This is a genomic window from Marinobacter sp. ELB17 (genome assembly GCF_000169375.1).
Classification (GTDB): domain Bacteria; phylum Pseudomonadota; class Gammaproteobacteria; order Pseudomonadales; family Oleiphilaceae; genus Marinobacter.
In genome coordinates, this window is sequence record NZ_AAXY01000017.1 from 1 (window position 1) to 19,236 (window position 19,236).

A 19,236-nucleotide genomic window follows, 5' to 3' on the forward strand; every position below is an offset into this window, starting at 1 on the left:
AAGAGGTCTCGATCAATGTGACCAACAACTGAACGAAATGACGTCCATTCACTGGCATGGCATGATCTGCCATTTACTCAGGACGGCGTGCCCGGTATCAGCTTTGCGGGTATCAAGCCTGGGGAAACCTTCACATACGAATTTCCCATCACCCAGTCAGGCACTTACTGGTTTCACAGCCACTCCGGCTTCCAGGAGCCGGATGGTGCCTACGGTGCCATTGTGATTGACCCCGAAGGCCGCGAGCCGTTTCGTTACGATCGCGATTACGTGGTCCAGCTGACCGACAAGCACCCGCATTCTGGCGATCGCATCATGCGCAACCTCAAAATAATGCCGGATTACTACAACCGTGAGCAGCAAACCGTCGGAGATTTCTTTTCGGAAGCGTCTGAAAACGGTTTGATGGCCACCATCAAGGATCGGATGGCCTGGGGCGACATGCGCATGATGAAAGCCGATGTTGAAGACTTGCAGGGTTTTACCGGCCTGATCAACGGCAAGGGTCCCGACCAGAACTGGACCGGCATTTTCGAGCCCGGCGAGCGGATTCGGCTGCGTTTTATTAACTCGTCTGCCATGACCTATTTTGATATCCGCATTCCGGGCCTTGAAATGACCGTGGTGCAAGCGGACGGCAACAATGTTCAGCCGGTGACTGTGGATGAGTTCCGCATTGGTGTGGCGGAAACCTACGACGTGATTGTGCGGCCCAAAGAGGAACAGGCTTATACAATTTTTGCCGAATCCATGGGGCGTTCAGGGTATGCCAGGGGAACGCTGGCTCCTGAGGCAGGAATGGTCGCTGCGGTGCCAGAATTGCGCGAAGCGGCCCGATTGACTATGGCCGACATGGGCGGCATGGAAGGTATGGATCATTCGAGCATGGCCGGCATGGAAGGCATGAAGGGCATGGATCATTCCAAGATGGCCGGTATGGATCAGTCTGACATGAAAGGAATGGAGGGCATGGATCATTCCAAAATGGCCGGTATGGATCAGTCTGACATGAATGGCATGGAAGGCATGGATCATTCTGCGATGGGCCAAGGTGCAATGGCTTCCGCGGGTGGCGCAAGCGATCCCTTTTATGCGGCGGGCAGTGGCCTGGTTCCAACGGCGGCCAATGGCGGCAAGTTTCTGTCTTATTCCGATCTGAGAGCGCAAAAACCGCTCTACGACGAACGCGAACCAACCCGGGAAATCGAACTGAAACTGACGGGCAACATGGAGCGCTACACCTGGAGCATCAACGGCGTCAAATATGAAGACGCGGATCCGATCCGCCTTCAGTATGGCGAGCGGGTGCGATTCAAGTTTGTAAATACAACCATGATGACTCATCCCATGCACCTGCACGGCATGTGGTCCATGCTTGACGTTGGCGCAGGTCAGTTGAACCCGGTCAAGCACACCATCAGCGTTCAGCCTGGCACCACGGTTTACATGGAGACTGAAGTGGATGAACCCGGCCAATGGGCGTTCCATTGCCATCTGTCTTATCACGCCGCAGCAGGCATGTTCCGCAAAGTCATTGTTGAGGGCGGGCCGGATTCCACGCAGGCGGCATCCGGAGACCAGCTGGGCGATGTTGGAGGTGACGTATGAAACTATGGACGCCTTTAGTAGTAAGTACAGTTTTGGGTCTGAGTGTTATACCCACTCTGGCGTTTGCTCAAGAGCGGGTGCGTGACACCACTGAACGGAAGGCGCCATTAAAAGTGTGGGGCGCGCAATTTGAAGAATTTGAATACCGCTACAGCGACGACGACGAAGAACTTGGGGTATGGAGCGGCGATTTTTTCTACGGCACGGACGAGCTGAAAGTCCGTTGGCTAACAAAAGGCGAGTACGCCATTGAAGAGCAGGCCTACGAAAAGCTGGAAAACCAGCTGGTCGGCCAAGTGCCTATCTCTGATTTCTTCGACGCCAAAGCCGGGGTCAGGTTTGACACGCCCGAAGGCCCTGATCGCACATACGCCGTTCTGGGTGTCGCGGGCCTTGCGCCACAGTGGTTCGAAATTGATGCGAATCTTTACGTGAGCAAGGACGGCGACACGTCCGCCGCTCTGGATGCAGAGTATGAACTGCTCTTCACCAACTACTGGATACTGACGGCCACTCTGGATGCGACTGTGGCGTTCAGTGAAGATAAAGAGATTGGGGTTGGAACGGGCCTGGTATCGACGGAAACCGGGTTGCGGTTGAGCTATGACCTTATTGACCGCGCTTTCTCGCCTTACGTGGGTGTTGTTCACGAACGCAAGTACGGCAACACGGCCGACTTCGCCAGAGCCGATGGCGGCGGCACAGAGAGCTGGTTTGCGGTAGTTGGAGCACGGCTTACCTTCTGAAACTCTTGGTTGCGTTTTCGGACTGGTCAGCGGACAAAGCTGGAGCACTCCATTGAAACTTACCGAACCTGTGACGAGCCCTATGCAACGCTTGATTTCAACGGTATCTGCGATGAGGTGTTCAATTTTCACGATCTAAGTACCACGTTGTGCCCACCTAGCTGGAGAGGTTTGGAGCTATCTGACGGACTACTACAACCGACAACGGTCTCACACGTTCAACGGCGGGAGATCGTCGGTTGTGGTTGAAGAAAAACTTAACATACTGTCTGGAATTAGTTGACCACTACACCTTGTTTTTAAGTTGCGCTCGCTCTGCTAATGGCTTAAATTATCAAACAATTTGGCGTAAATTACGTGGAATATCTTGAAAAAAATGCGATCCATAGCGTTTAAAACACGCCAAACACTGGTCCTGGCTCTTTTGCTTTGCTTCAGCGCTATGCAAGTGTTTGCGATGACGACTATGCCGATAGCCATAGACCCTAATCCGGTCGCAGCCGCGCAACAGGACTGTTCTGGTGAACACGCACAAGCAAGTTCAGTGCTGACGTCTCAAATGGTTGAGTTACCCGATGTGAGTCACAGTGCTCATGCATGCGGTCAAGATTGCATTGCTGATCATTGCCTGATGAGTTCAGCGGTTACCGTAAGTGCTTTTACGATCGAGCTATCTGGCTCACTATCTGAGGTAGCGTCCGGCGATGCCAGCGCTGATAGTATCGACACCTCCCCTCCGTATTATCCTCCAATTTCCCACTAGACGTTCGTAGTTTGGTGGGGGCAGTTTGTCCCTGAAGTTCCTGTGCGGTCACACAGAATGCTGCATTTGCTGGTAATGCCCTATGTTTGCACTACGCAATTTTTTTATTGTTTGCATCGCTCTGTGTTCGGCGTCAACTATCCTGTCCGGTCCGCGACAACTATGATGGCCGGTTGGGTGGTCTTACTTCTTACTCTTTGCAGCCTGCTTGAGATGCTGCTGTCTTCGGTAACTTTCCCCCTCTAATTCGATAATAGTTGCGTGGTGTATCAGCCGGTCTATGGCCGCTACAGTCATCATGCTGTCTGGGAAGATTTGATCCCACTCACTAAATGGTTGGTTGGCTGTGACGATTAGACTGCCACTCTCATAGCGATGGGCGATGAACTCGAACAGTACCTGGGTTTCTGCATCCGTCTTTTTTACATAACCGATGTCATCGATGATGACGACCCTGTATTTATCCAGCCGTGTCATGGCTGTCATCAAGTCGAGATCGCGCTTGGCCTGTTGTAAGTGCTGAACCAGCGCTATGGCAGGGAACAGTTTGCAGCGTACCCCCTGTTCGGTGAGTTGATGACCCAGTGCATTAGCGATATGGGTTTTGCCAGTGCCGCTGGGGCCAATCAACAGCACATTGTCGGCATGGTGTGCCCAGTCACTGTCTTGTTGCAGCCTTGCCAGTGCGGTGTTGCAGGGGCGGCTGAACGCGCTTTGATCAAGCGCTGAGAAGGTCTTGTTGGCGGCAAGTTTTGCCTCGCGTACCCACTTCTGGGTCCGGCGCTGGTAGCGGTCTGAGAGCTCGTACTCACACAATGCCGCTAGGTAATCGGTGTGTGACCAGTTCTTCTCAATGGCGGTTTCCCAGAGCGATTGGTAATGACGGTGGAAGGCCGGCAGACGGAGTTCTTTTAACAGTAAAGCGACAGAGCCTGTCATATCTGTGCCTCCTGACTGTTGATCGAGGACAGTAGCTCGTCGTAGCTCACTAAGGTGTGTTGGCTTGATGCAGAGCACTTGAGGTCTGGGTTGCCGCGAAGGTAGCGTGACTGAATCTCGGTAATGGACGCGAACCGGCCTGCTTGGGCCTCAATCAGCAGATCCTCCCCCAGCGACTGTTCATCATCGTACTCGAAGGCCAGTCGCAATGTTGTCACGATCCATTTGCAGGCTTCTCGGGCTTCAAGGTGCGTATCCGCAAGCTGCCAGAGTTGACGGTAGTTGTCGTCCGGGAGTAAGTCATCACGCAACTGAGAGTAACGGAAGGCCTGCGGCTTCGAGGCCAGCGAGCGGATAACGTGCCGGTAATTGACGCTGCGGGCGCGATTCTCGCCAGGTTTGGGGTAAATGCGCGGTAATGTCAGTGCCGGCTGCTGTCCGACGAACAGCACCAGCTTGTCGTGGTGCAACCGGATTTGTACCGACTCTCCAATCAGCCGCGATGGCACGGTGTAAACAACGCGCCGGACTTCGATCGTTGAGCTGCGCGTCACCTTAAGGTGGAGGGTCTGATACTCGGCCGCCGTAAACTCCGGCAGAGGCTGCAAGGCCGCCTGCTCTTCAAGCGCGCGCGATCGGTTGCGCTGATTGAGCTTGTCGACAACGCGATCAATAAAAGCCTGATAGTGCGCAACACCGTCGAAGTCACTGTGACCGCGCAATAACAACTGTTGTGCCAAGCGTTTCTTGAGCGAGCCATTGGCGCACTCCACCACGCCGTTTTCATGGGACTGCCCCAGATTATTGCGAGTGGGTGTCATGCGGTAATGCTGGCACAGCTCGCTATAAGCCTCAGTCCACACGTTTTGACGGTTATTGCGTGCCGCGCTTAAGCTGTCGGTGCGGTGCTCAATGGGACTGCCACCCACCTGTTGTAAGGCTCGCTGCAAGCCCGCCGCCAGAGCCGCATAACTCTCACCACCTTGAACGACGGTAACCGAGCGCCAACCGCTGTAGGCCAATCGAAATTGATAGAGCAGGTGTGGAAAGGTCTTGGATTGAATCGTAACCGGGTTGTCGGGGTGGGTAAAATCAGAAAACCCCTGTTGCGCCACAACCGCCTGCTGGCGAAAAATGACCTCGCGTTCCGGCCCGTGTAGCGCCCGCCAGAGCTTCACACGGCGTTGCAGGGTGCGCAGAATGGTCTGATCGTAGTGCTCAGGGTAATGCTCTTGCAGATAATCAAGCAGAGTTGTACCGGTCAGCTTAGGCTCATTTTCTAACAGATGGAGCAACTCTGTTTCCCAAACCGCTTCCAGTGGATCTTCTCGGGTACGCCATTGCCGCTCGGTGTCAAGGCAGGGTTTTTGTGCTGATGTCTCGATGCGTCGCCCAGATCGGACAGAAACGCCTGCCTTGGCGGCAGCTACTTCTTGGCTTGCGCCATTTTGTCGGTGCTGCATGTACAGCTCCTCTTGTCGGTTGGTTATGTGTTGACCAGGCACCTTGTGCTCCACAGTGGAAAACAAAGTACCGATTGTTACACCCAACCGGCCAAGATAATTGTCGTTAACCGGTCATCCTAATTGTCGCCGAACAGCTCTGTTGCTACTGTCTGTAACAACGAACAGGGCGCTTGCAACTGCCGGTCGTTTAACGCTGGACGAGGCTGTGCAGCAGGCCATCGCTAATGATCCTTGGTTGATAGCGAATCAGCAGAATGAAGCCGCTATCCTGGCAAGGAGTGCGGCTGCTGAGGTGTTGCCAGATCCGAGGTTTAATGTCGGGTTAATGAACTTCCCGACAGACACCTTTAACAAATAAGGATAGGTCGCGCGCAGCCGCGACCTGATCCGGTGTTGGACGAGCCCGGTGCTTCTCTATTAAGGAAATATCGTCGGCGAACTGAGAGGTGCTTTGGCCCTGGCATTGGGCGGTCATTTCCGTCAGGCCAGAGGTTCCCGTGACCCTCGGTGGAACCGATAGCCGATCTGTCCTGGTGGTGGTGTCATAGGGTGCTCTGATCCCTCCCTGTGAGGTGCATGTCGGACGGATGTAGGCCTATGCCAGACATCGTCGCCGGGTTGTCGGCACGGGCCACCGGCAGGGGCGCCGCCAAAGCGTGATGCCCATGGGCTCGCCACAGCAGGGGCAAATGCGTTGTTTCCGGGGTTGGGTGACGATCCCGGGTAGCGCGACCCGCAAGAGCCACTGCAACCGGTGTAAGGTTTTGCGGGCACCGCCGTGCAGGAACCCGTATTCCCGCACCCGTCGCAGCCCCTTGGGCAGGACGTGCTGCAGAACCCGCCAGAGGAACCGGCTCGCCGGTTCGGTCAGGGTCTGCCAGCGCCGGGTCTGACTGTCCTGGTAGCGGAAGGTGACTTGCTCACCGTCGTAATCCACGATGTTTTGCTCCCGCAGTACACCGCGATACAGATAGCGGGCCAGATAGGTCAGCGCCTGGTCGCCACGGCCGACCTGCTCGCACTGGGCGACCCAGTGCCCGGGAATCGATTCCGGCAAGGTAAAGCCTTGCTCGCGCATCCGGGTGAGGAATTTGGCGCGGAACACGGTGGCCAGGGCCCGGCCGTTGAACAGGTATCGCCCGGCCCGGGCGTGCCAGTGATGGCCCGTCAGCCCGCCCCCAGGGACCACGATGTGGACATGGGGGTGGAAAGCCAGGCGCCGGGAGTGGGTGTGCAACACCCCGACCAGCCCGAGCTGGCTCCCCAGGCGTGTATCGTTACGGGCGAACTGGGCGAGGACCTCCCGGGCGACCTGGAACAGGGTGTGGCAGGTCCACCGGAGGTGGTGCCAGGCAAAGCCCCGCAACTGGGCCGGGAGGGTGAAGGTCACCAGGAAATAGTCCACCGGCAACAACTTCTGCCGCTGCCGGTCCAGCCATTGGCGGTTGGTGCCGTGCTGACAGGCCGGGCAACTGCGATGGCCGCAGGACGGGTACGCCTGTTGCACCTGCTGACAGGCGCGACAGTGATAGCGGACCTCGCCACAGGCGGGTGTGTGGCAGGCCAGGATCGACTGCAGGGCGGCGTGATGCTCCGGTCGCAGTCGCGCCCCGACGAACTGCTGCAGGCTGGCCTCATGATCGCGCAGAATCTGCGCCAGGGTGATCATTGGGTCACCCAGTCAACTTGCAGCCGCTCCACCAGGGCATTGATCATCAGGGCACTGTTCTGCTGGGCCTCATGGGTCATCCGGGTGTAGCGGGCGGTGGTTACCGGGCTGGCGTGGCCGAGCAGACTCTGAATCGAGCGCAGGTTCACCCCATTTTCCAGCATATGGGTGGCAAAGCTGTGGCCCATGGAGTGAATGTGAACATGCTTGCGGATACCGCAGTCCAGGGCGACCTGCTTGATGGCCTTCTGCACCCCACCCCGGGCCATCACCCGGGGCTTGCCGGAGGTGGCAACCGACGCATACGGCGGGTGCCACCCGGGAAACAGCAGGTCTGGATGACGGTGAGTGGCCCAATAGCGCCGCAAGGCCTTGAGTGTCATCAGCGGTAAAGGCACGAAGCGATCCTTCTTGCCCTTGCCACAGCGCACATGCACCCGCATCAGGTGACTGTCGACATCGGCGATGGTCAGGTTCAGGGACTCGCTCAGTCGCAGGCCCAGACTGTAGGTGGTGAGGAAATAGACCTGATAACTGAGTTTGCGTGTGCGACTGATCAGGCGCTCGACCTCCTTCAGGGAGAGCACGTCCTGCAGGGTCTGAACCTTGGGGGCCTTGACGATAGGGACGTATTCCCAGGGCTTGCCCAGTACATACTGATAGAAACTCTGCAACGCATTGCGGGCAATCTTGACCAGACTCCAGGACCGATGCTCGACCAGATGCATGAAATACTGCTGGAGCTGATCGGTGCTAAGCTGATCGGGACAGGTCTCGAAATAGTCGCAGACCTGTCGCAGGCAACGGGTGTACAGATCGATGGTCTTGGGGCTTTTGCCGCGCAGGGTGAGTTCGGTGAGGTAGCGTTGGTGCAGAGCTTGAAAACGAGCGTGTTCGTTAGCGTTCATCACACTTCTCCTGACAGGCCCTCCGAAATGGAAGGGGTCAGAGAAGTACAGTCGAATTTGACCTCTGCCGCATAGCGGCTTCGTTCAACTACGCACAAGAGCCAATGACTCAGATATCCGTTGGGGTATCGCAAATGTTGCCAAGGGGCGATACCTTGGCTCTGAACAGTCACAGACTGCGCTTACAGAGTCATCAAATGCCTTTGCTCCGAGAAGACAGGAAAGCCAAGGTAGGCCTGATGGTCACGCAACTCTGGCTAGACGCTTTGAAAGCCAGTCACAGCATAACGTTAATTGAAGGAAATCGAGTATTATTCGAGCAACTAACGGACATTGTCAGCAGTAGTTACAGCAGCACCCTTGGCCAGACCCGTCAGCTCGATTTAGTCAGGGCACAGGTGGAATTGGACCAGTTAGATGAACGCCTAACGGAAGTGCAGCAACAGCAAACACGTGCTGTACAGCAGTTAGACGAGTGGCTTCCAGGCATGCCGTCCGATGTCTCGATGCTGACCCCAGCACTGGACCAATCCATGCCTGAATGGTCTACGCCTATCGTTCTATCGCAAGATGATTTGACGCAACGACTTTTACAGCACCCCAGCCTCCGCTTGATTGATCAAATGACAAAAGTGGCGCAAGCCGAAATTCATATTGCCGAACAGCAATATGAACCTGAATGGATGCTCAATGTCAGTTACGGCTTCCGTGGTGACGACGCCAGGGGTACTGACCGCCCTGATCTCTTAAGCGTTGGTGTCAGTGTCGACATGCCAGTTTTCTCCCGCAAGCGTCAAGATAGCCAGGTGCAGGCAGAAACGTATGAGAAAGAGTCTCTGCGCACAGAGCGATTCTTGAAACTCCGCAGTTTATTGGCAAATTACCGCACCTTAGAAGCAGAGTTGCAACGTCTTGATCAACGGCGAGAACTGTATCGAAACAAGTTACTGCCTGGGCTCCAGCAAAGTGTTGACGCTGCGATCAATGCGTACACCGTTGATGTTGGTAATTTTGCAGACGTGGTGCAGGCCCGGATTGGTGAACTCAATGCCAAATTGTCGCTGTTATCTATCGAATTTGAACACTCCGGGAAGATCGCTGAAATGCACTATTTACTGGTCGGTAATCAGCGGGGGACGAAATAGTGAACCTGTTTAAGAACCTGGCATTGTTAGTGTCTGGCGCTCTGCTTATGCTTGCCGCTTTGTATATTTGGCGACCAGATTTGTTCAAGCACGTAACAGATATGCATGTGACATCAGCCACGAACGATGCCGACAAACCTTTGTACTGGGTTGCTCCGATGGATCCAAATTACCGCCGTGATGCGGCAGGAAAATCGCCCATGGGCATGGACTTAGTCCCCGTCTATGCGAAGGATCAAAATGGCGATGAGAGTAGCCCGGGCACAATCGAAATATCGCCAGAGGTCGTTAACAATCTGGGTGTCAGAACTGGCAAGGTTGTTCTGGATCACCTACGGCCAGAGATAAGAACGGTTGGATATCTGCAATATAACCAAGACAGCATTGTCCATATTCATCCCCGCGTAGAAGGCTGGGTGGAAAATAGCTATGTTAACACCGTAGGTGCGCCGGTTGAGCAAGGTCAGCGTTTGTATACGCTGCACTCTCCTGCATTGGTTAATGCACAGGAAGAACTGCTGTTTGGTTTAAAACGTGATGATCAGCGTTTGATTCAAGCGGCAGAACAACGTCTGCTTGCTCTTCAAATAAGCGATACGGTTATCCGTCAACTTAAAAGAGACCGCCAAGTATCGCAAACGGTTACTTTCTACGCTCCAGCATCGGGAGTGGTAGAAGAACTCAATATCCGTGAAGGTCTCTATGTAAAGCCGGGCATGACGCTGATGTCGATCGCTAATCTTGACGAAATTTGGATTGAAGCTGAAGTTTTTGAACGTCAGGCCAGCCTAGTCACAGTCGGTTTACCTGTGGAGGTTGATCTCGATTTCCTGCCCGGCGAAGTGCGCCAAGCCAAGGTAGATTATATCTACCCGAGTTTGGATGCTCAGACACGCACTTTGAGGGTTAGAGTACGATTAGATAACTCCGACTACGCCCTCAACCCCAACATGTTTGCTGAGCTTCGTATTCTTGCCAGTGATCAAAATGAACGGTTGCTGATTCCTAAAGAGGCGTTAATTCGTGGGGGGGCAGCAGAACCGCGTAGTGCTGGCACTAGGTGAGGGGCGATTTAAATCCCTTGCCGTTAAAACTGGACAGAGTGACAACCAGAGAGTCGAGATCCTTGATGGTTTGATCGAAGGCGAAGAAATTGTTACCTCCGCTCAGTTCCTGCTCGATTCAGAGTCCAGTAAATCATCCGACTTCACTCGTATTGATGCGACTGACAGCCAGCAAATGGAGAAGCCCGCGGCCAGCCAGGATGCGCAAAAAGCCACAGCTGAACTTCCTGGCAAAGTATGGGTTGAAGCCATTGTTAACAGTGTTGATATCAATGCCATGAAACTGAATGTTCAGCATGGTCCTATTCCGGAGTGGAGCTGGCCGCTGATGCAGATGGAATTCAAGCTGACCGAATGGATGGACGCTGGCGACATCCCTACCGGTCAGTCGTTGCAACTGGAGATAACCCGCACGGAATCGGGCAAATATGAAGTCACCGACTTTTACCTACCCGCAGCGAAACAGGAGTAGCGATTATGATAGAAGCTATTATTCGCTGGTCTATCCGCAACCGTGGCATGGTGTTGCTGGCCACATTCATGCTGGTTGGTTTGGGGCTTTATTCCCTGAAAAATACGCCGGTAAATGCGATTCCCGATCTGTCTGACGTGCAGGTCATCATCAAAACCAGTTATCCCGGTCAAGCGCCGCAGGTGGTGGAGGATCAGGTCACCTATCCGCTCACCACTGCAATGTTGTCGGTACCGGGGTCCAAGACGGTGCGAGGTTATTCCTTCTTTGGGGATTCCTACGTCTACGTTATTTTCGACGACAAGACGGATATCTACTGGGCCCGCAGCCGCGTGCTGGAATACCTGAGCCAGGTTGCTCCTTCGTTGCCTGAAAATGCTCGTCCGCAATTAGGGCCGGATGCAACGGGCGTAGGCTGGGTGTACCTCTATGCATTGGTTGACCGCACCGGTAAGAATGATTTGAGCCAATTACGTTCCTTACAGGATTGGTTCCTTAAATATGAATTACAAACCGTTCCAGGCGTCTCTGAAGTTGCGGCCATAGGTGGGATGGTCAAGCAATATCAAGTGCAGGTGAATCCGGAAAGACTACGCGCATTCAATATACCCCTCAGCCATGTACAAAATGCTATTCGCCGTGGCAACCAGGAAGTTGGGGCGTCAGTCGTGGAAATGGCCGAGGCTGAATACATGGTCCGGGCTACAGGCTACATTCAAAGCATAGAAGATCTGGAAGTGATCCCCTTGGGTGTTAACCAAAACGGCACTCCGCTACTGCTCAGAGATGTTGCTGATATTGGCATTGGTCCCCAAATGCGTCGGGGTGTTGCTGAGCTCGACGGCGAGGGTGAGGTTGTGGGTGGCTTAGTTGTCATGCGCTTTGGCGAAAACGCCGAGACAACCATCAATGGAGTCAAAGCTAAGCTGGAGTCGTTAAAGAAAAGTTTACCTGATGGAGTGGAGGTTGTCACCGTATACGATCGCTCAGGTCTGATTGATAGAGCGGTTGAGAATCTCTGGAAAAAATTGCTGGAAGAATTCCTTGTAGTAGCGCTGGTCTGTGTCGTGTTTCTGTTTCATGTCCGCTCATCTCTGGTCGCCGTTATCAGTTTGCCTGTCGGTATCCTAACGGCATTTATAATCATGCATTGGCAAGGTATTAACGCCAACATCATGTCTCTTGCAGGAATAGCGATCGCCATAGGTGCCATGGTTGATGGAGCGATCGTTATGATTGAAAACATGCACAAGCATATGGAAAGGACGCCTTTAACGGACGAAAATCGCTGGCAGGTCGTTGCAACTGCAGCTTCAGAAGTTGGCCCCGCGCTTTTCTTTAGTCTGCTTATTATAACGGTAAGTTTTTTGCCTGTGTTCGCGTTAGAGGCACAAGAGGGCCGAATGTTCTCGCCCTTAGCCTTCACCAAAACCTACGCCATGGCTGCCTCCGCAATATTGGCTATAACCTTGGTGCCAGTACTGATGGGCTACTTCATCCGTGGCAAGGTGATAGCTGAACACAAGAACCCGCTCAATCGATTGCTGGCTGCTATCTATATGCCTGCGCTGCGTGGTGTACTGCGTTTTCCAAAAGCAACCCTGGTTGGTGCTGTTGTGGTGTTGGCTATAGGCGCATGGCCGCTGGATAAAATCGGTAGTGAGTTCATTCCGGATCTGGATGAAGGCGACTTGATGTACATGCCTACCACCTACCCGGGCGTATCTATTGGTGAAGCACGCCAAATTTTGCAACAAACCAACAAGCTGATTCGCACAGTACCTGAAGTTGTCACCGTGTTCGGTAAAGTCGGTAGAGCAGAAACGGCAACGGACCCGGCACCACTGAGCATGATTGAAACCTTTATCCAGCTGAAGCCTAAGAGCGAATGGCGCGAGGGAATGACCACCGCCAAGCTCAAGCAGGAACTGGATCAATTAGTGATGTTACCCGGCGTAACCAATGCTTGGGTGATGCCAATCAAAACACGCATCGACATGCTCGCGACGGGCATTAAAACGCCCGTGGGAATTAAAGTTGCGGGGCCGGATCTGAATATCATTCAGGGGATCGGTCAACAATTAGAGCGGGTGCTGAAGGATGTTGAGGGTACCGCATCAGTATATTCTGAACGCGTTGCCGGTGGTCGTTATATCAAAGCTGATATTCAGCGAGAAAAAGCAGCCCGTTATGGTCTCAATATCGCTGATATTCAGGAAATCCTAGCGTCAGCAGTCGGTGGAATGAATGTCTCCAGCACGGTTGAGGGGTTAGAGCGCTACCCCATCAATGTCCGCTATCCGCAGGACTATCGGGATTCCCCCGAACAATTGGAGTTATTGCCCATTGTAACCCCTGCGGGCCTAAGGATTGCTCTCGGTGATGTGGCCAACATCTTCGTCGAAAACGGTCCCCCTATGCTGAAAAGTGAAAATGCGCGGCTCAATGGCTGGACCTATATTGATATTGAAGGTGTAGATCTTGGTCGCTATGTCGAAAATGCTCAACAAGTGGTTGCTGAACAGGTAGAACTCCCCCCTGGCTATTCATTGAATTGGTCTGGTCAGTACGAATACATGCTGCGCGCCAAAGAAAAGCTTACCTACGTAGTCCCTCTAACCCTCGCCATTATTATTGTGCTGTTATTCCTCAACTTTCGTAATTTTGTCGAGGTGGCCATGATCATGGGGACCTTGCCACTGGCCTTGGTGGGTAGTATTTGGCTGATGTATTGGGAAGGCTTTAACTTTTCGGTGGCCGTGGGGGTGGGGTTTATTGCCTTAGCCGGAGTAGCGGTCGAAATCGGCGTCATCATGCTGGTGTATCTCAATCAATCCTGGCAACAGACGATTGACCGTTGCCATGCTCAAGGACTTGAGCTTCGCGAAGAAACGTTACGCCATGCGGTGCTTCATGGTGCGGGAATGCGGGTACGCCCCGTGCTAATGACAGCTGCGACCATTATTTTTGGTCTCTTACCTATTTTGTACGGTACAGGCACTGGCTCTGAAGTAATGAGCCGGATAGCCGCGCCGATGGTGGGCGGTATGGTGAGTGCTGTGGTGCTCACACTGTTGGTGCTACCGGCCATTTATTTCATGTGGAAGCGGAGCTCGCTTGCAAAAAATACAGTACCTACAGTAGAAAAATCTTAAATTTTTTAAACTAAAATGAAAGGTGCATTGTTATGAAAAAGATCCAAACCTTAATAGCCATTGTGGCTTTAGCAGCATCGTCCTCAGTCTTTGCACATACAATGATGGAAAGCACATTTCCGCAGGATGGAGCAATGGTGATGGAGCCAACCAGGCATGTCGAAGTAAATTTCGACATGCCTATGAAATTGATTAGTCTAAAGGTGATCGGTGCTGATGGAAGGCCTGTTGCCGTCGACTATGAACGCGCTAAAGAAGCAGGCACCCATTTCAAGGGGATGACACCTGTATTGGTGCCCGGCAACTACACCGTACACTGGAAAGCGGTGGGCGATGATGGCCACATGATGGATGGAACGTTTGGCTTTATGCAGCACTAATAGAGTATGTATTCGTTAACTCGGGCCAACGGCGTTTAAGATGGGACTGGAACTAACCTCCTGGGAATTTTCGACCCTGATAACCCGTTGGCTTTTGTATGTCGGTGTGGCCGGGTCTGTTGGTGGGGCTTGCAGCCTCTATCTTTTAAAAGCGTACAAAGGACTGCAAGGCGCTTTGCTGAAATACGCGCTCTTTGCGGTTTTATTGGCTATTACCAGTGCTTTCGGGCACTTTTTTGTACGCGTGGGCGCTGTCCTTGAAGAGGGCGTTTCTGGCATGTTTGAGCCAGATATCGTTTCAATTATATGGAACTCTGCGGTAGGAGAGGCGCTTCTGTTAAGGGTTTTCGGGCTGTTTCTGCTGCTAGTTGCGCTGGTTTTTTTGTGGCGCAAAAGAAGATTGACGGCTACCTGGGTTGAACCTGGTGCGAGGGTCGCATGGCTCGGGTTTGCTGGGTTATTACTCACGGCAACCTCGTATACCGAGGCGGGTCACGCGGTTTCGCAGTCGTGGATTTTTCAACTTGTGCTTGTTGTACATCTGTCGTTAACAGCTTGGTGGATGGGTACCTTGTACCCCTTGTGGTTAGCGTGCCACCGTTTAGCTTCTGCTGAAGCACATGCGGTGCTGCATCGTTTTGGACAGTTTGCGGTTGCTGCTGTTTTGTTAGTGGTTTTGGCAGGTCTATTTTTATCTTACCAACTGACGGCCTGGAACAACTTGTTTACAAGCAGTTATGGTTTGTTTTTAATCACTAAACTGATCTTAGTTCTACTTCTGTTAGGGCTGGCAGCCTTACACAAATTCGTTCTTGTACCGCAGTTGTTATCTTCGCAAGATGCTAGTCGGTTAAAAAGATCGCTTCTTATCGAAAAGTTTATTGGCGTAGGGATATATGCCATCACGACAGTGCTGACGACACTCGTAGGTCCGATGATGTAATTTTTAATCCAGGTGTCTTGGTCGTGCTCGACCGAGCCTATCGGTGATTTGCAACCCAGTTGGCCAATCACAGCGCCGTCCTCATTGAGCATGGTGGTGATCATCCGGCTTCCTGCTTGAACTCCGGCGTGAAAAATCGGTGTTTTCTGATCATTAAACACCTCGCTTATGGCGGAAATATTACCGCCTACGTTGGTGTCCGGAATCATTGAGCCATTACAGACTCACATAACAGCTTTAGGTTGTGTTATTCAAGTCGAACGAGCTTTAACTATTGGAGGTAACACAGAGGCTTATCATGGAGTAACCTTTCCAGAACACCACGAAGATATTGATGTCGCGCCCGTTACACTTCAAGAACATGGTGTAAGAATTTAAATCGAAAGTTAAATCACAAAAGATTTAACTTTCGATGAGTCAGATACAGAGCGATTAAGGGAGCACCTAAGCTTTCTTCGATACGGCACTGACGGCTACTTTTCAGCTACTTAGATGACGGGGTAGTCACTGCTACTTTTATTACATCGCCCTTTTTAACTCACCATAGTCACCATCGGTGCGAAGCACCAGCGTGATGTCATTATCGTTGCGATTGCGGAAGAACCAGCCGTGGTTGCCGCTAAACGCAGCTTTCAGCTCGCCTTCGTCCTGAGGGACATCCCGGCCTTTTTCGTAGGAAATGGACTGACCACCGCCATCACCGTGGGTGTCGAAGTTAACAGGGCCGCCTGTAGATACCCAGGCGAACCGGGCGACGTCTCCTTCCTGCATAGTGAGCTTAAACTCTGTGCCCTCACCTGGAGTGAGGACAACACGGACCTCGTCCTGCCATTCGGGTTCGGCGGCGATTGGCGGGGCAGGTTGCTCTACTTTTGGCGCGGCTTCAGGCTCAACTTCAACAACTGCGGCTGTCTCGAAGACAGGCTCAACGGGCTCTGAAGGAGTCTCCTCGATGGACGATTGCACCGCCACCATCTGCGCGGCGTCGTCGGCAGCGGCTTCTTGCGCGAGTTGTGCCTTGATTGCACCCATCTCCGTCAAACCTAGCAAGCGGCCAGCGCCGGTAGGGTCCAGAGCGTACTCGGAGGGCATCACCACGGTTACCAGCAGAACCAGCGCTACGATGGCCGCAATGATGGTGGATCGAATCAGCTGCGCGGAACTGGGTAATTCGCTACGTGAGGGCATATCGGTGTTATACATAAAAGATCTCCAGAATTAAGCGACAAAATAACCGGTGAGCTGAAAGCCGATGAGCAGGAAGCCGGCGCTCATCATGGCCACGTTGGCGGTATAGGCATGGCGGAAAAAACCGTCGGTTTTACGCCAGTAGCTCATAACGATGAGAATCATCGCCAGGGCTAAAAGCTGGCCGATTTCCACGCCCACGTTGAACGCGAGCAGGTTCGGTATCAGCCCATCCGGGGAGATGTCGTACTCAATGATTTTCGTGGACAGGCCAAAGCCGTGGAAGAAGCCGAAAATCAACGTGGCGGCCTTGGTGTTGGGTTGGAAGCCGAACCAGCGCTGATACGCGCCCACGTTATCCAGTGCCTTGTACACCACCGAGAGCCCGATGATGGCGTCAATGATGTAGCTGTTAATGCCGACGTTGAAGTACACGCCCAGCAGCATGGTGGTGGAATGCCCCAGCGCAAACAGGCTTACGTAGATTGCGATGTGCTGCATGCGGTAAAGGAAGAAGATGACCCCCAGAAGGAATAGCAGGTGGTCATAACCGGTGACCATGTGTTTGGCCCCGAGATAGATGAATGCAATGAGGTTTACCCCGGATATTTCCTGGATGTACCCTTTGTCTCCCTGGGCAATGGCATGGGCCAGCACATCGGCGCTCATTCCGAGCAAACCCAGTGTCAGGAATATCCAGACCAGACGGCGACCGCCGGCGGCTGTGCGCGCACGCCAATGGCCGTCAAGCAACGTTGACAACATAACGACTCCAATAATTTCGTTTAAAAAGCTGCGGTGCAGCGAGACTTAAACAGTCAGAGAGGTTTTTGGCGGGCGTTCTAGCCGGTAACGAAAGCTGCGGGGAGAATCTCCGGCGTAGGGTACAGGCAGCCGGAGGGAGATTGAGTAGCCCGTGACGAGGCGGGTCGTCAGCCGATCCGCGGATTCGTGGCTGTGATTGCCCGCGTCGTGGTGAGGGTGACTGCCTGACTTTTCGTCAAAATCGTCGTGGTTGTGTGACGGGCCATCGTGACCCTCTGAAACAAACGCACTTAGCTCTGCGACACCGTGAGATGACACCCCACCAACGACCGATAGCGTCATCCCAGCCAGCGCAAGCAGCAGGGCAAGAAGTGGAATCAAATTTTTACGATGGGTGGCCGTCACCATAGGTGTCAGTTCTTTAGTCAGGCTATTGGATTAATTCAGTGAGAGAGGATAGCATCCCCCCTAGGGGGATAGGAATTAAATATGGCGAATGATCAAACGCACCACTCGCATCTGCAGATCGTCAAGCGCCTGAAGCGGGCTCAAGGTCATCTGGGCAGCGTGATAGGGATGATTGAGGCAGGGCGATCCTGCCTGGAACTGGCGCAGCAGCTTCATGCCGTTGAAAAAGCCATTCAACAGGCAAAGCGGGTGTTGGTACAGGACCACATCGAGCACTGCCTGGATGATGCGATTGGCCCGCTGGAACCGGAACAGAAAAGCCATTTTGATGAGTTCAAAGCCATTGCCCGTTATCTTTGAACATTGTTGGTTCATGCTTGATAGTCTGAAATACCGAACGTACTGGCACCTGTTCTTCGCTCGTTAGTTGCTTTACGGAGCACCAGGAATTTGAGAGGTTTGAGTTCAGAGGACTTTCAATTGGCCTGGATAATCACAAAATACGCGATTACAGCTCTGCTGGTGGTTTTGATCTCAGAAGTGGCCAAGCGCAGTGATAAGTTGGGCGCACTGATTGCGGCGTTACCGATGTTCCTGATTTTTCCGTTCCTTCTGTCCCGGCTTGGCTTTTGGGGGGCTCTTGCGGCAAGTGCCATTATCGCCGTGGTGTGTTTTAGCGTCCTGGCTGTGGTGGTGAAGCGATTTGGCATTATCTTGCTATAGCCATGAAGCTTTCAGTAATTCTGAGGTTGCAGAAGCGTATTCATCTCCTTCCCACTTGATTTACACGTTGGCTGTGTTAGATTTGGCGCTCTTTGGGGAGTAGCCTGCTTCCGGTATTCGGAAGAGTTCGTGTCAACATACCTGGCCAAACGCCATGGTGCGAACACCTCTCGGTTGGCGAGACCATCGATATATCCATGCCTGATGGTCGGGCGTGTGGATATGTCGTGGACTCAACGCCCGGCCGGAGAACATTGAATGAACCCCATAGCCCTTCTGTTGTTGGCTCTTTCAATGTCTACTGATGCGTTTGCAGTAGCCATAGGCAAGGGAGCAAGCCTTAAAAATCCCCATTTCTTCGAAGCATTAAGAATGGGCCTCATTTTTGGATTAATTGAGGCCATCACTCCCTTTATCGGTTGGTTAATTGGTAATATCGCCGCGTCTTATGTGGATGTTTGGGGGCACTGGATAGCGTTCGCGTTATTGGTGTTTCTTGGCTTACACATGCTCTATGAAGGTCTGAGTCCAAGTAGTGAAGAGATAGAACAACCCTCCAGACATTCTTTTCTTAAGATTGCTCTAACCGCATTTGGCACCAGTATTGATGCAATGGCAGTGGGTGCAAGCCTGGCATTTGTAGAGGTGAGCATATTTCTGGCCGCTGGGCTCATTGGCCTGGCCACAACGGTAATGGTTACGTTAGGCGTCATGTTGGGACGAGTCGTGGGTTCACTGTTCGGTCAGAAGGCTGAAATTATGGGCGGCCTGACACTGATTGCCGTTGGTGCATGGATCTTGTCAGGCAATCTTTAACTCTCAGCAATTGATCTATCCCACGCCCTTGGGTGGCAGCGCCGTTAGAAATGCGATGGACAGGTTTCGACTTCCACT

17 protein-coding genes, 1 pseudogene and 1 riboswitch are annotated in these 19,236 nt (G+C 53.0%); of the genes and pseudogenes, 11 read left to right on the plus strand and 7 right to left on the minus strand.

Going from position 1 to position 19,236, the window contains the following annotated elements:
* Positions 1 to 1,608: pseudogene (locus MELB17_RS16000) on the plus strand (copper resistance system multicopper oxidase); the annotation flags it as partial.
* Positions 1,605 to 2,354, plus strand: coding sequence for a copper resistance protein B (locus tag MELB17_RS16005; RefSeq protein WP_007351346.1), 750 nt, complete (start codon positions 1,605 to 1,607; stop codon positions 2,352 to 2,354). The pseudogene MELB17_RS16000 and the gene MELB17_RS16005, both read left to right, overlap by 4 nt.
* A 946-nt stretch (positions 2,355 to 3,300) precedes the next feature.
* Here MELB17_RS16005 and istB read toward each other — a convergent pair.
* The 4 genes from istB to MELB17_RS16025 all read right to left on the minus strand — a co-directional run bounded on the left by istB (position 3,301) and on the right by MELB17_RS16025 (position 8,099).
* Positions 3,301 to 4,056, minus strand: coding sequence for an IS21-like element helper ATPase IstB (gene istB / locus MELB17_RS16010; protein WP_007348516.1), 756 nt, complete (start codon positions 4,054 to 4,056; stop codon positions 3,301 to 3,303).
* The gene (gene istA, locus MELB17_RS16015; RefSeq protein ID WP_007348517.1) at positions 4,053 to 5,519 is read right to left on the minus strand and encodes an IS21 family transposase; all 1,467 of its coding nucleotides are present in this window, start codon (positions 5,517 to 5,519) and stop codon (positions 4,053 to 4,055) included. Before istA ends, istB begins: the two co-directional genes overlap by 4 nt.
* Positions 5,520 to 6,117: 598 nt before the next feature.
* Positions 6,118 to 7,191 (minus strand): transposase, encoded by a 1,074-nt coding sequence (locus MELB17_RS16020; RefSeq protein ID WP_007350690.1) that lies wholly within the window; start codon positions 7,189 to 7,191, stop codon positions 6,118 to 6,120.
* Positions 7,188 to 8,099 carry a tyrosine-type recombinase/integrase gene (locus MELB17_RS16025; RefSeq protein WP_007351349.1) on the minus strand — a complete coding sequence of 304 codons (912 nt, stop codon included), beginning with the start codon at positions 8,097 to 8,099 and terminating at the stop codon, positions 7,188 to 7,190. Before MELB17_RS16025 ends, MELB17_RS16020 begins: the two co-directional genes overlap by 4 nt.
* A gap of 71 nt (positions 8,100 to 8,170) precedes the next feature.
* Here MELB17_RS16025 and MELB17_RS16030 point away from each other — a divergent pair, with 71 nt between their 5' ends.
* Genes MELB17_RS16030 through MELB17_RS16050 form a run of 6 tightly spaced genes read left to right on the plus strand, consistent with a single transcriptional unit; the run spans position 8,171 to position 15,258 of the window.
* Positions 8,171 to 9,244: a TolC family protein gene (locus MELB17_RS16030; protein WP_264673242.1), complete on the plus strand. Its 1,074-nt coding sequence runs from the start codon at positions 8,171 to 8,173 to the stop codon at positions 9,242 to 9,244.
* Entirely contained in the window at positions 9,244 to 10,308 is a 1,065-nt protein-coding gene (locus MELB17_RS23950) for an efflux RND transporter periplasmic adaptor subunit (protein ID WP_007351351.1), read from the plus strand. The genes MELB17_RS16030 and MELB17_RS23950 overlap by 1 nt, the downstream gene beginning before the upstream one ends.
* On the plus strand, positions 10,268 to 10,780 hold the full coding sequence (locus tag MELB17_RS25735; protein WP_227498942.1) for a copper-binding protein: 513 nt from the start codon (positions 10,268 to 10,270) through the stop codon (positions 10,778 to 10,780). The genes MELB17_RS23950 and MELB17_RS25735 overlap by 41 nt, the downstream gene beginning before the upstream one ends.
* Positions 10,781 to 10,785: 5 nt before the next feature.
* Positions 10,786 to 13,935 carry an efflux RND transporter permease subunit gene (locus tag MELB17_RS16040; protein WP_007351353.1) on the plus strand — a complete coding sequence of 1,050 codons (3,150 nt, stop codon included), beginning with the start codon at positions 10,786 to 10,788 and terminating at the stop codon, positions 13,933 to 13,935.
* 32 nt (positions 13,936 to 13,967) lie between these two features.
* Positions 13,968 to 14,315: a copper resistance protein CopC gene (locus MELB17_RS16045; protein ID WP_007351354.1), complete on the plus strand. Its 348-nt coding sequence runs from the start codon at positions 13,968 to 13,970 to the stop codon at positions 14,313 to 14,315.
* Positions 14,316 to 14,355: 40 nt separating this feature from the next.
* On the plus strand, positions 14,356 to 15,258 hold the full coding sequence (locus MELB17_RS16050; RefSeq protein ID WP_007351355.1) for a CopD family protein: 903 nt from the start codon (positions 14,356 to 14,358) through the stop codon (positions 15,256 to 15,258).
* Between the two features lie 519 nt (positions 15,259 to 15,777).
* On the opposite strand, the gene MELB17_RS16055 is transcribed toward MELB17_RS16050, so the two are convergent.
* Genes MELB17_RS16055 through MELB17_RS16065 form a run of 3 tightly spaced genes read right to left on the minus strand, consistent with a single transcriptional unit; the run spans position 15,778 to position 17,619 of the window.
* Positions 15,778 to 16,461, minus strand: coding sequence for a hypothetical protein (locus tag MELB17_RS16055; RefSeq protein ID WP_007351356.1), 684 nt, complete (start codon positions 16,459 to 16,461; stop codon positions 15,778 to 15,780).
* Positions 16,462 to 16,476: 15 nt separating this feature from the next.
* Positions 16,477 to 17,211 carry a HupE/UreJ family protein gene (locus tag MELB17_RS16060; RefSeq protein ID WP_007351357.1) on the minus strand — a complete coding sequence of 245 codons (735 nt, stop codon included), beginning with the start codon at positions 17,209 to 17,211 and terminating at the stop codon, positions 16,477 to 16,479.
* A gap of 45 nt (positions 17,212 to 17,256) precedes the next feature.
* Positions 17,257 to 17,619 (minus strand): hypothetical protein, encoded by a 363-nt coding sequence (locus MELB17_RS16065; RefSeq protein ID WP_007351358.1) that lies wholly within the window; start codon positions 17,617 to 17,619, stop codon positions 17,257 to 17,259.
* An 81-nt stretch (positions 17,620 to 17,700) separates the two neighbouring features.
* Between MELB17_RS16065 and MELB17_RS16070 the strand changes: the two genes are divergently transcribed.
* The 3 genes from MELB17_RS16070 (at position 17,701) to MELB17_RS16080 (ending at position 19,158) form a co-directional block, all read left to right on the plus strand.
* A complete protein-coding gene (locus tag MELB17_RS16070) occupies positions 17,701 to 17,979 on the plus strand; it encodes a metal-sensing transcriptional repressor (protein WP_007351359.1) in 279 nt (92 codons plus the stop codon).
* Between the two features lie 120 nt (positions 17,980 to 18,099).
* Positions 18,100 to 18,342 (plus strand): hypothetical protein, encoded by a 243-nt coding sequence (locus tag MELB17_RS16075; protein WP_036185163.1) that lies wholly within the window; start codon positions 18,100 to 18,102, stop codon positions 18,340 to 18,342.
* Between the two features lie 82 nt (positions 18,343 to 18,424).
* Positions 18,425 to 18,597: riboswitch (yybP-ykoY riboswitch) on the plus strand.
* 3 nt (positions 18,598 to 18,600) lie between these two features.
* Positions 18,601 to 19,158, plus strand: a complete 558-nt coding sequence (locus tag MELB17_RS16080; protein ID WP_007349957.1) for a manganese efflux pump MntP family protein — start codon at positions 18,601 to 18,603, stop codon at positions 19,156 to 19,158.
* The last annotated feature ends 78 nt before the right edge of the window (positions 19,159 to 19,236 follow it).

Coding starts and splice junctions, on each gene's coding strand:
- MELB17_RS16005 (WP_007351346.1), top strand. CDS start 1,605: ATGAAACTATGGACGCCTTTAGTAGTAAGTACAGTTTTGGGTCTGAGT.
- istB (WP_007348516.1), bottom strand. CDS start 4,056: ATGACAGGCTCTGTCGCTTTACTGTTAAAAGAACTCCGTCTGCCGGCC.
- istA (WP_007348517.1), bottom strand. CDS start 5,519: ATGCAGCACCGACAAAATGGCGCAAGCCAAGAAGTAGCTGCCGCCAAG.
- MELB17_RS16020 (WP_007350690.1), bottom strand. CDS start 7,191: ATGATCACCCTGGCGCAGATTCTGCGCGATCATGAGGCCAGCCTGCAG.
- MELB17_RS16025 (WP_007351349.1), bottom strand. CDS start 8,099: ATGAACGCTAACGAACACGCTCGTTTTCAAGCTCTGCACCAACGCTAC.
- MELB17_RS16040 (WP_007351353.1), top strand. CDS start 10,786: ATGATAGAAGCTATTATTCGCTGGTCTATCCGCAACCGTGGCATGGTG.
- MELB17_RS16045 (WP_007351354.1), top strand. CDS start 13,968: ATGAAAAAGATCCAAACCTTAATAGCCATTGTGGCTTTAGCAGCATCG.
- MELB17_RS16050 (WP_007351355.1), top strand. CDS start 14,356: ATGGGACTGGAACTAACCTCCTGGGAATTTTCGACCCTGATAACCCGT.
- MELB17_RS16055 (WP_007351356.1), bottom strand. CDS start 16,461: ATGTATAACACCGATATGCCCTCACGTAGCGAATTACCCAGTTCCGCG.
- MELB17_RS16060 (WP_007351357.1), bottom strand. CDS start 17,211: ATGTTGTCAACGTTGCTTGACGGCCATTGGCGTGCGCGCACAGCCGCC.
- MELB17_RS16065 (WP_007351358.1), bottom strand. CDS start 17,619: ATGGTGACGGCCACCCATCGTAAAAATTTGATTCCACTTCTTGCCCTG.
- MELB17_RS16070 (WP_007351359.1), top strand. CDS start 17,701: ATGGCGAATGATCAAACGCACCACTCGCATCTGCAGATCGTCAAGCGC.
- MELB17_RS16080 (WP_007349957.1), top strand. CDS start 18,601: ATGAACCCCATAGCCCTTCTGTTGTTGGCTCTTTCAATGTCTACTGAT.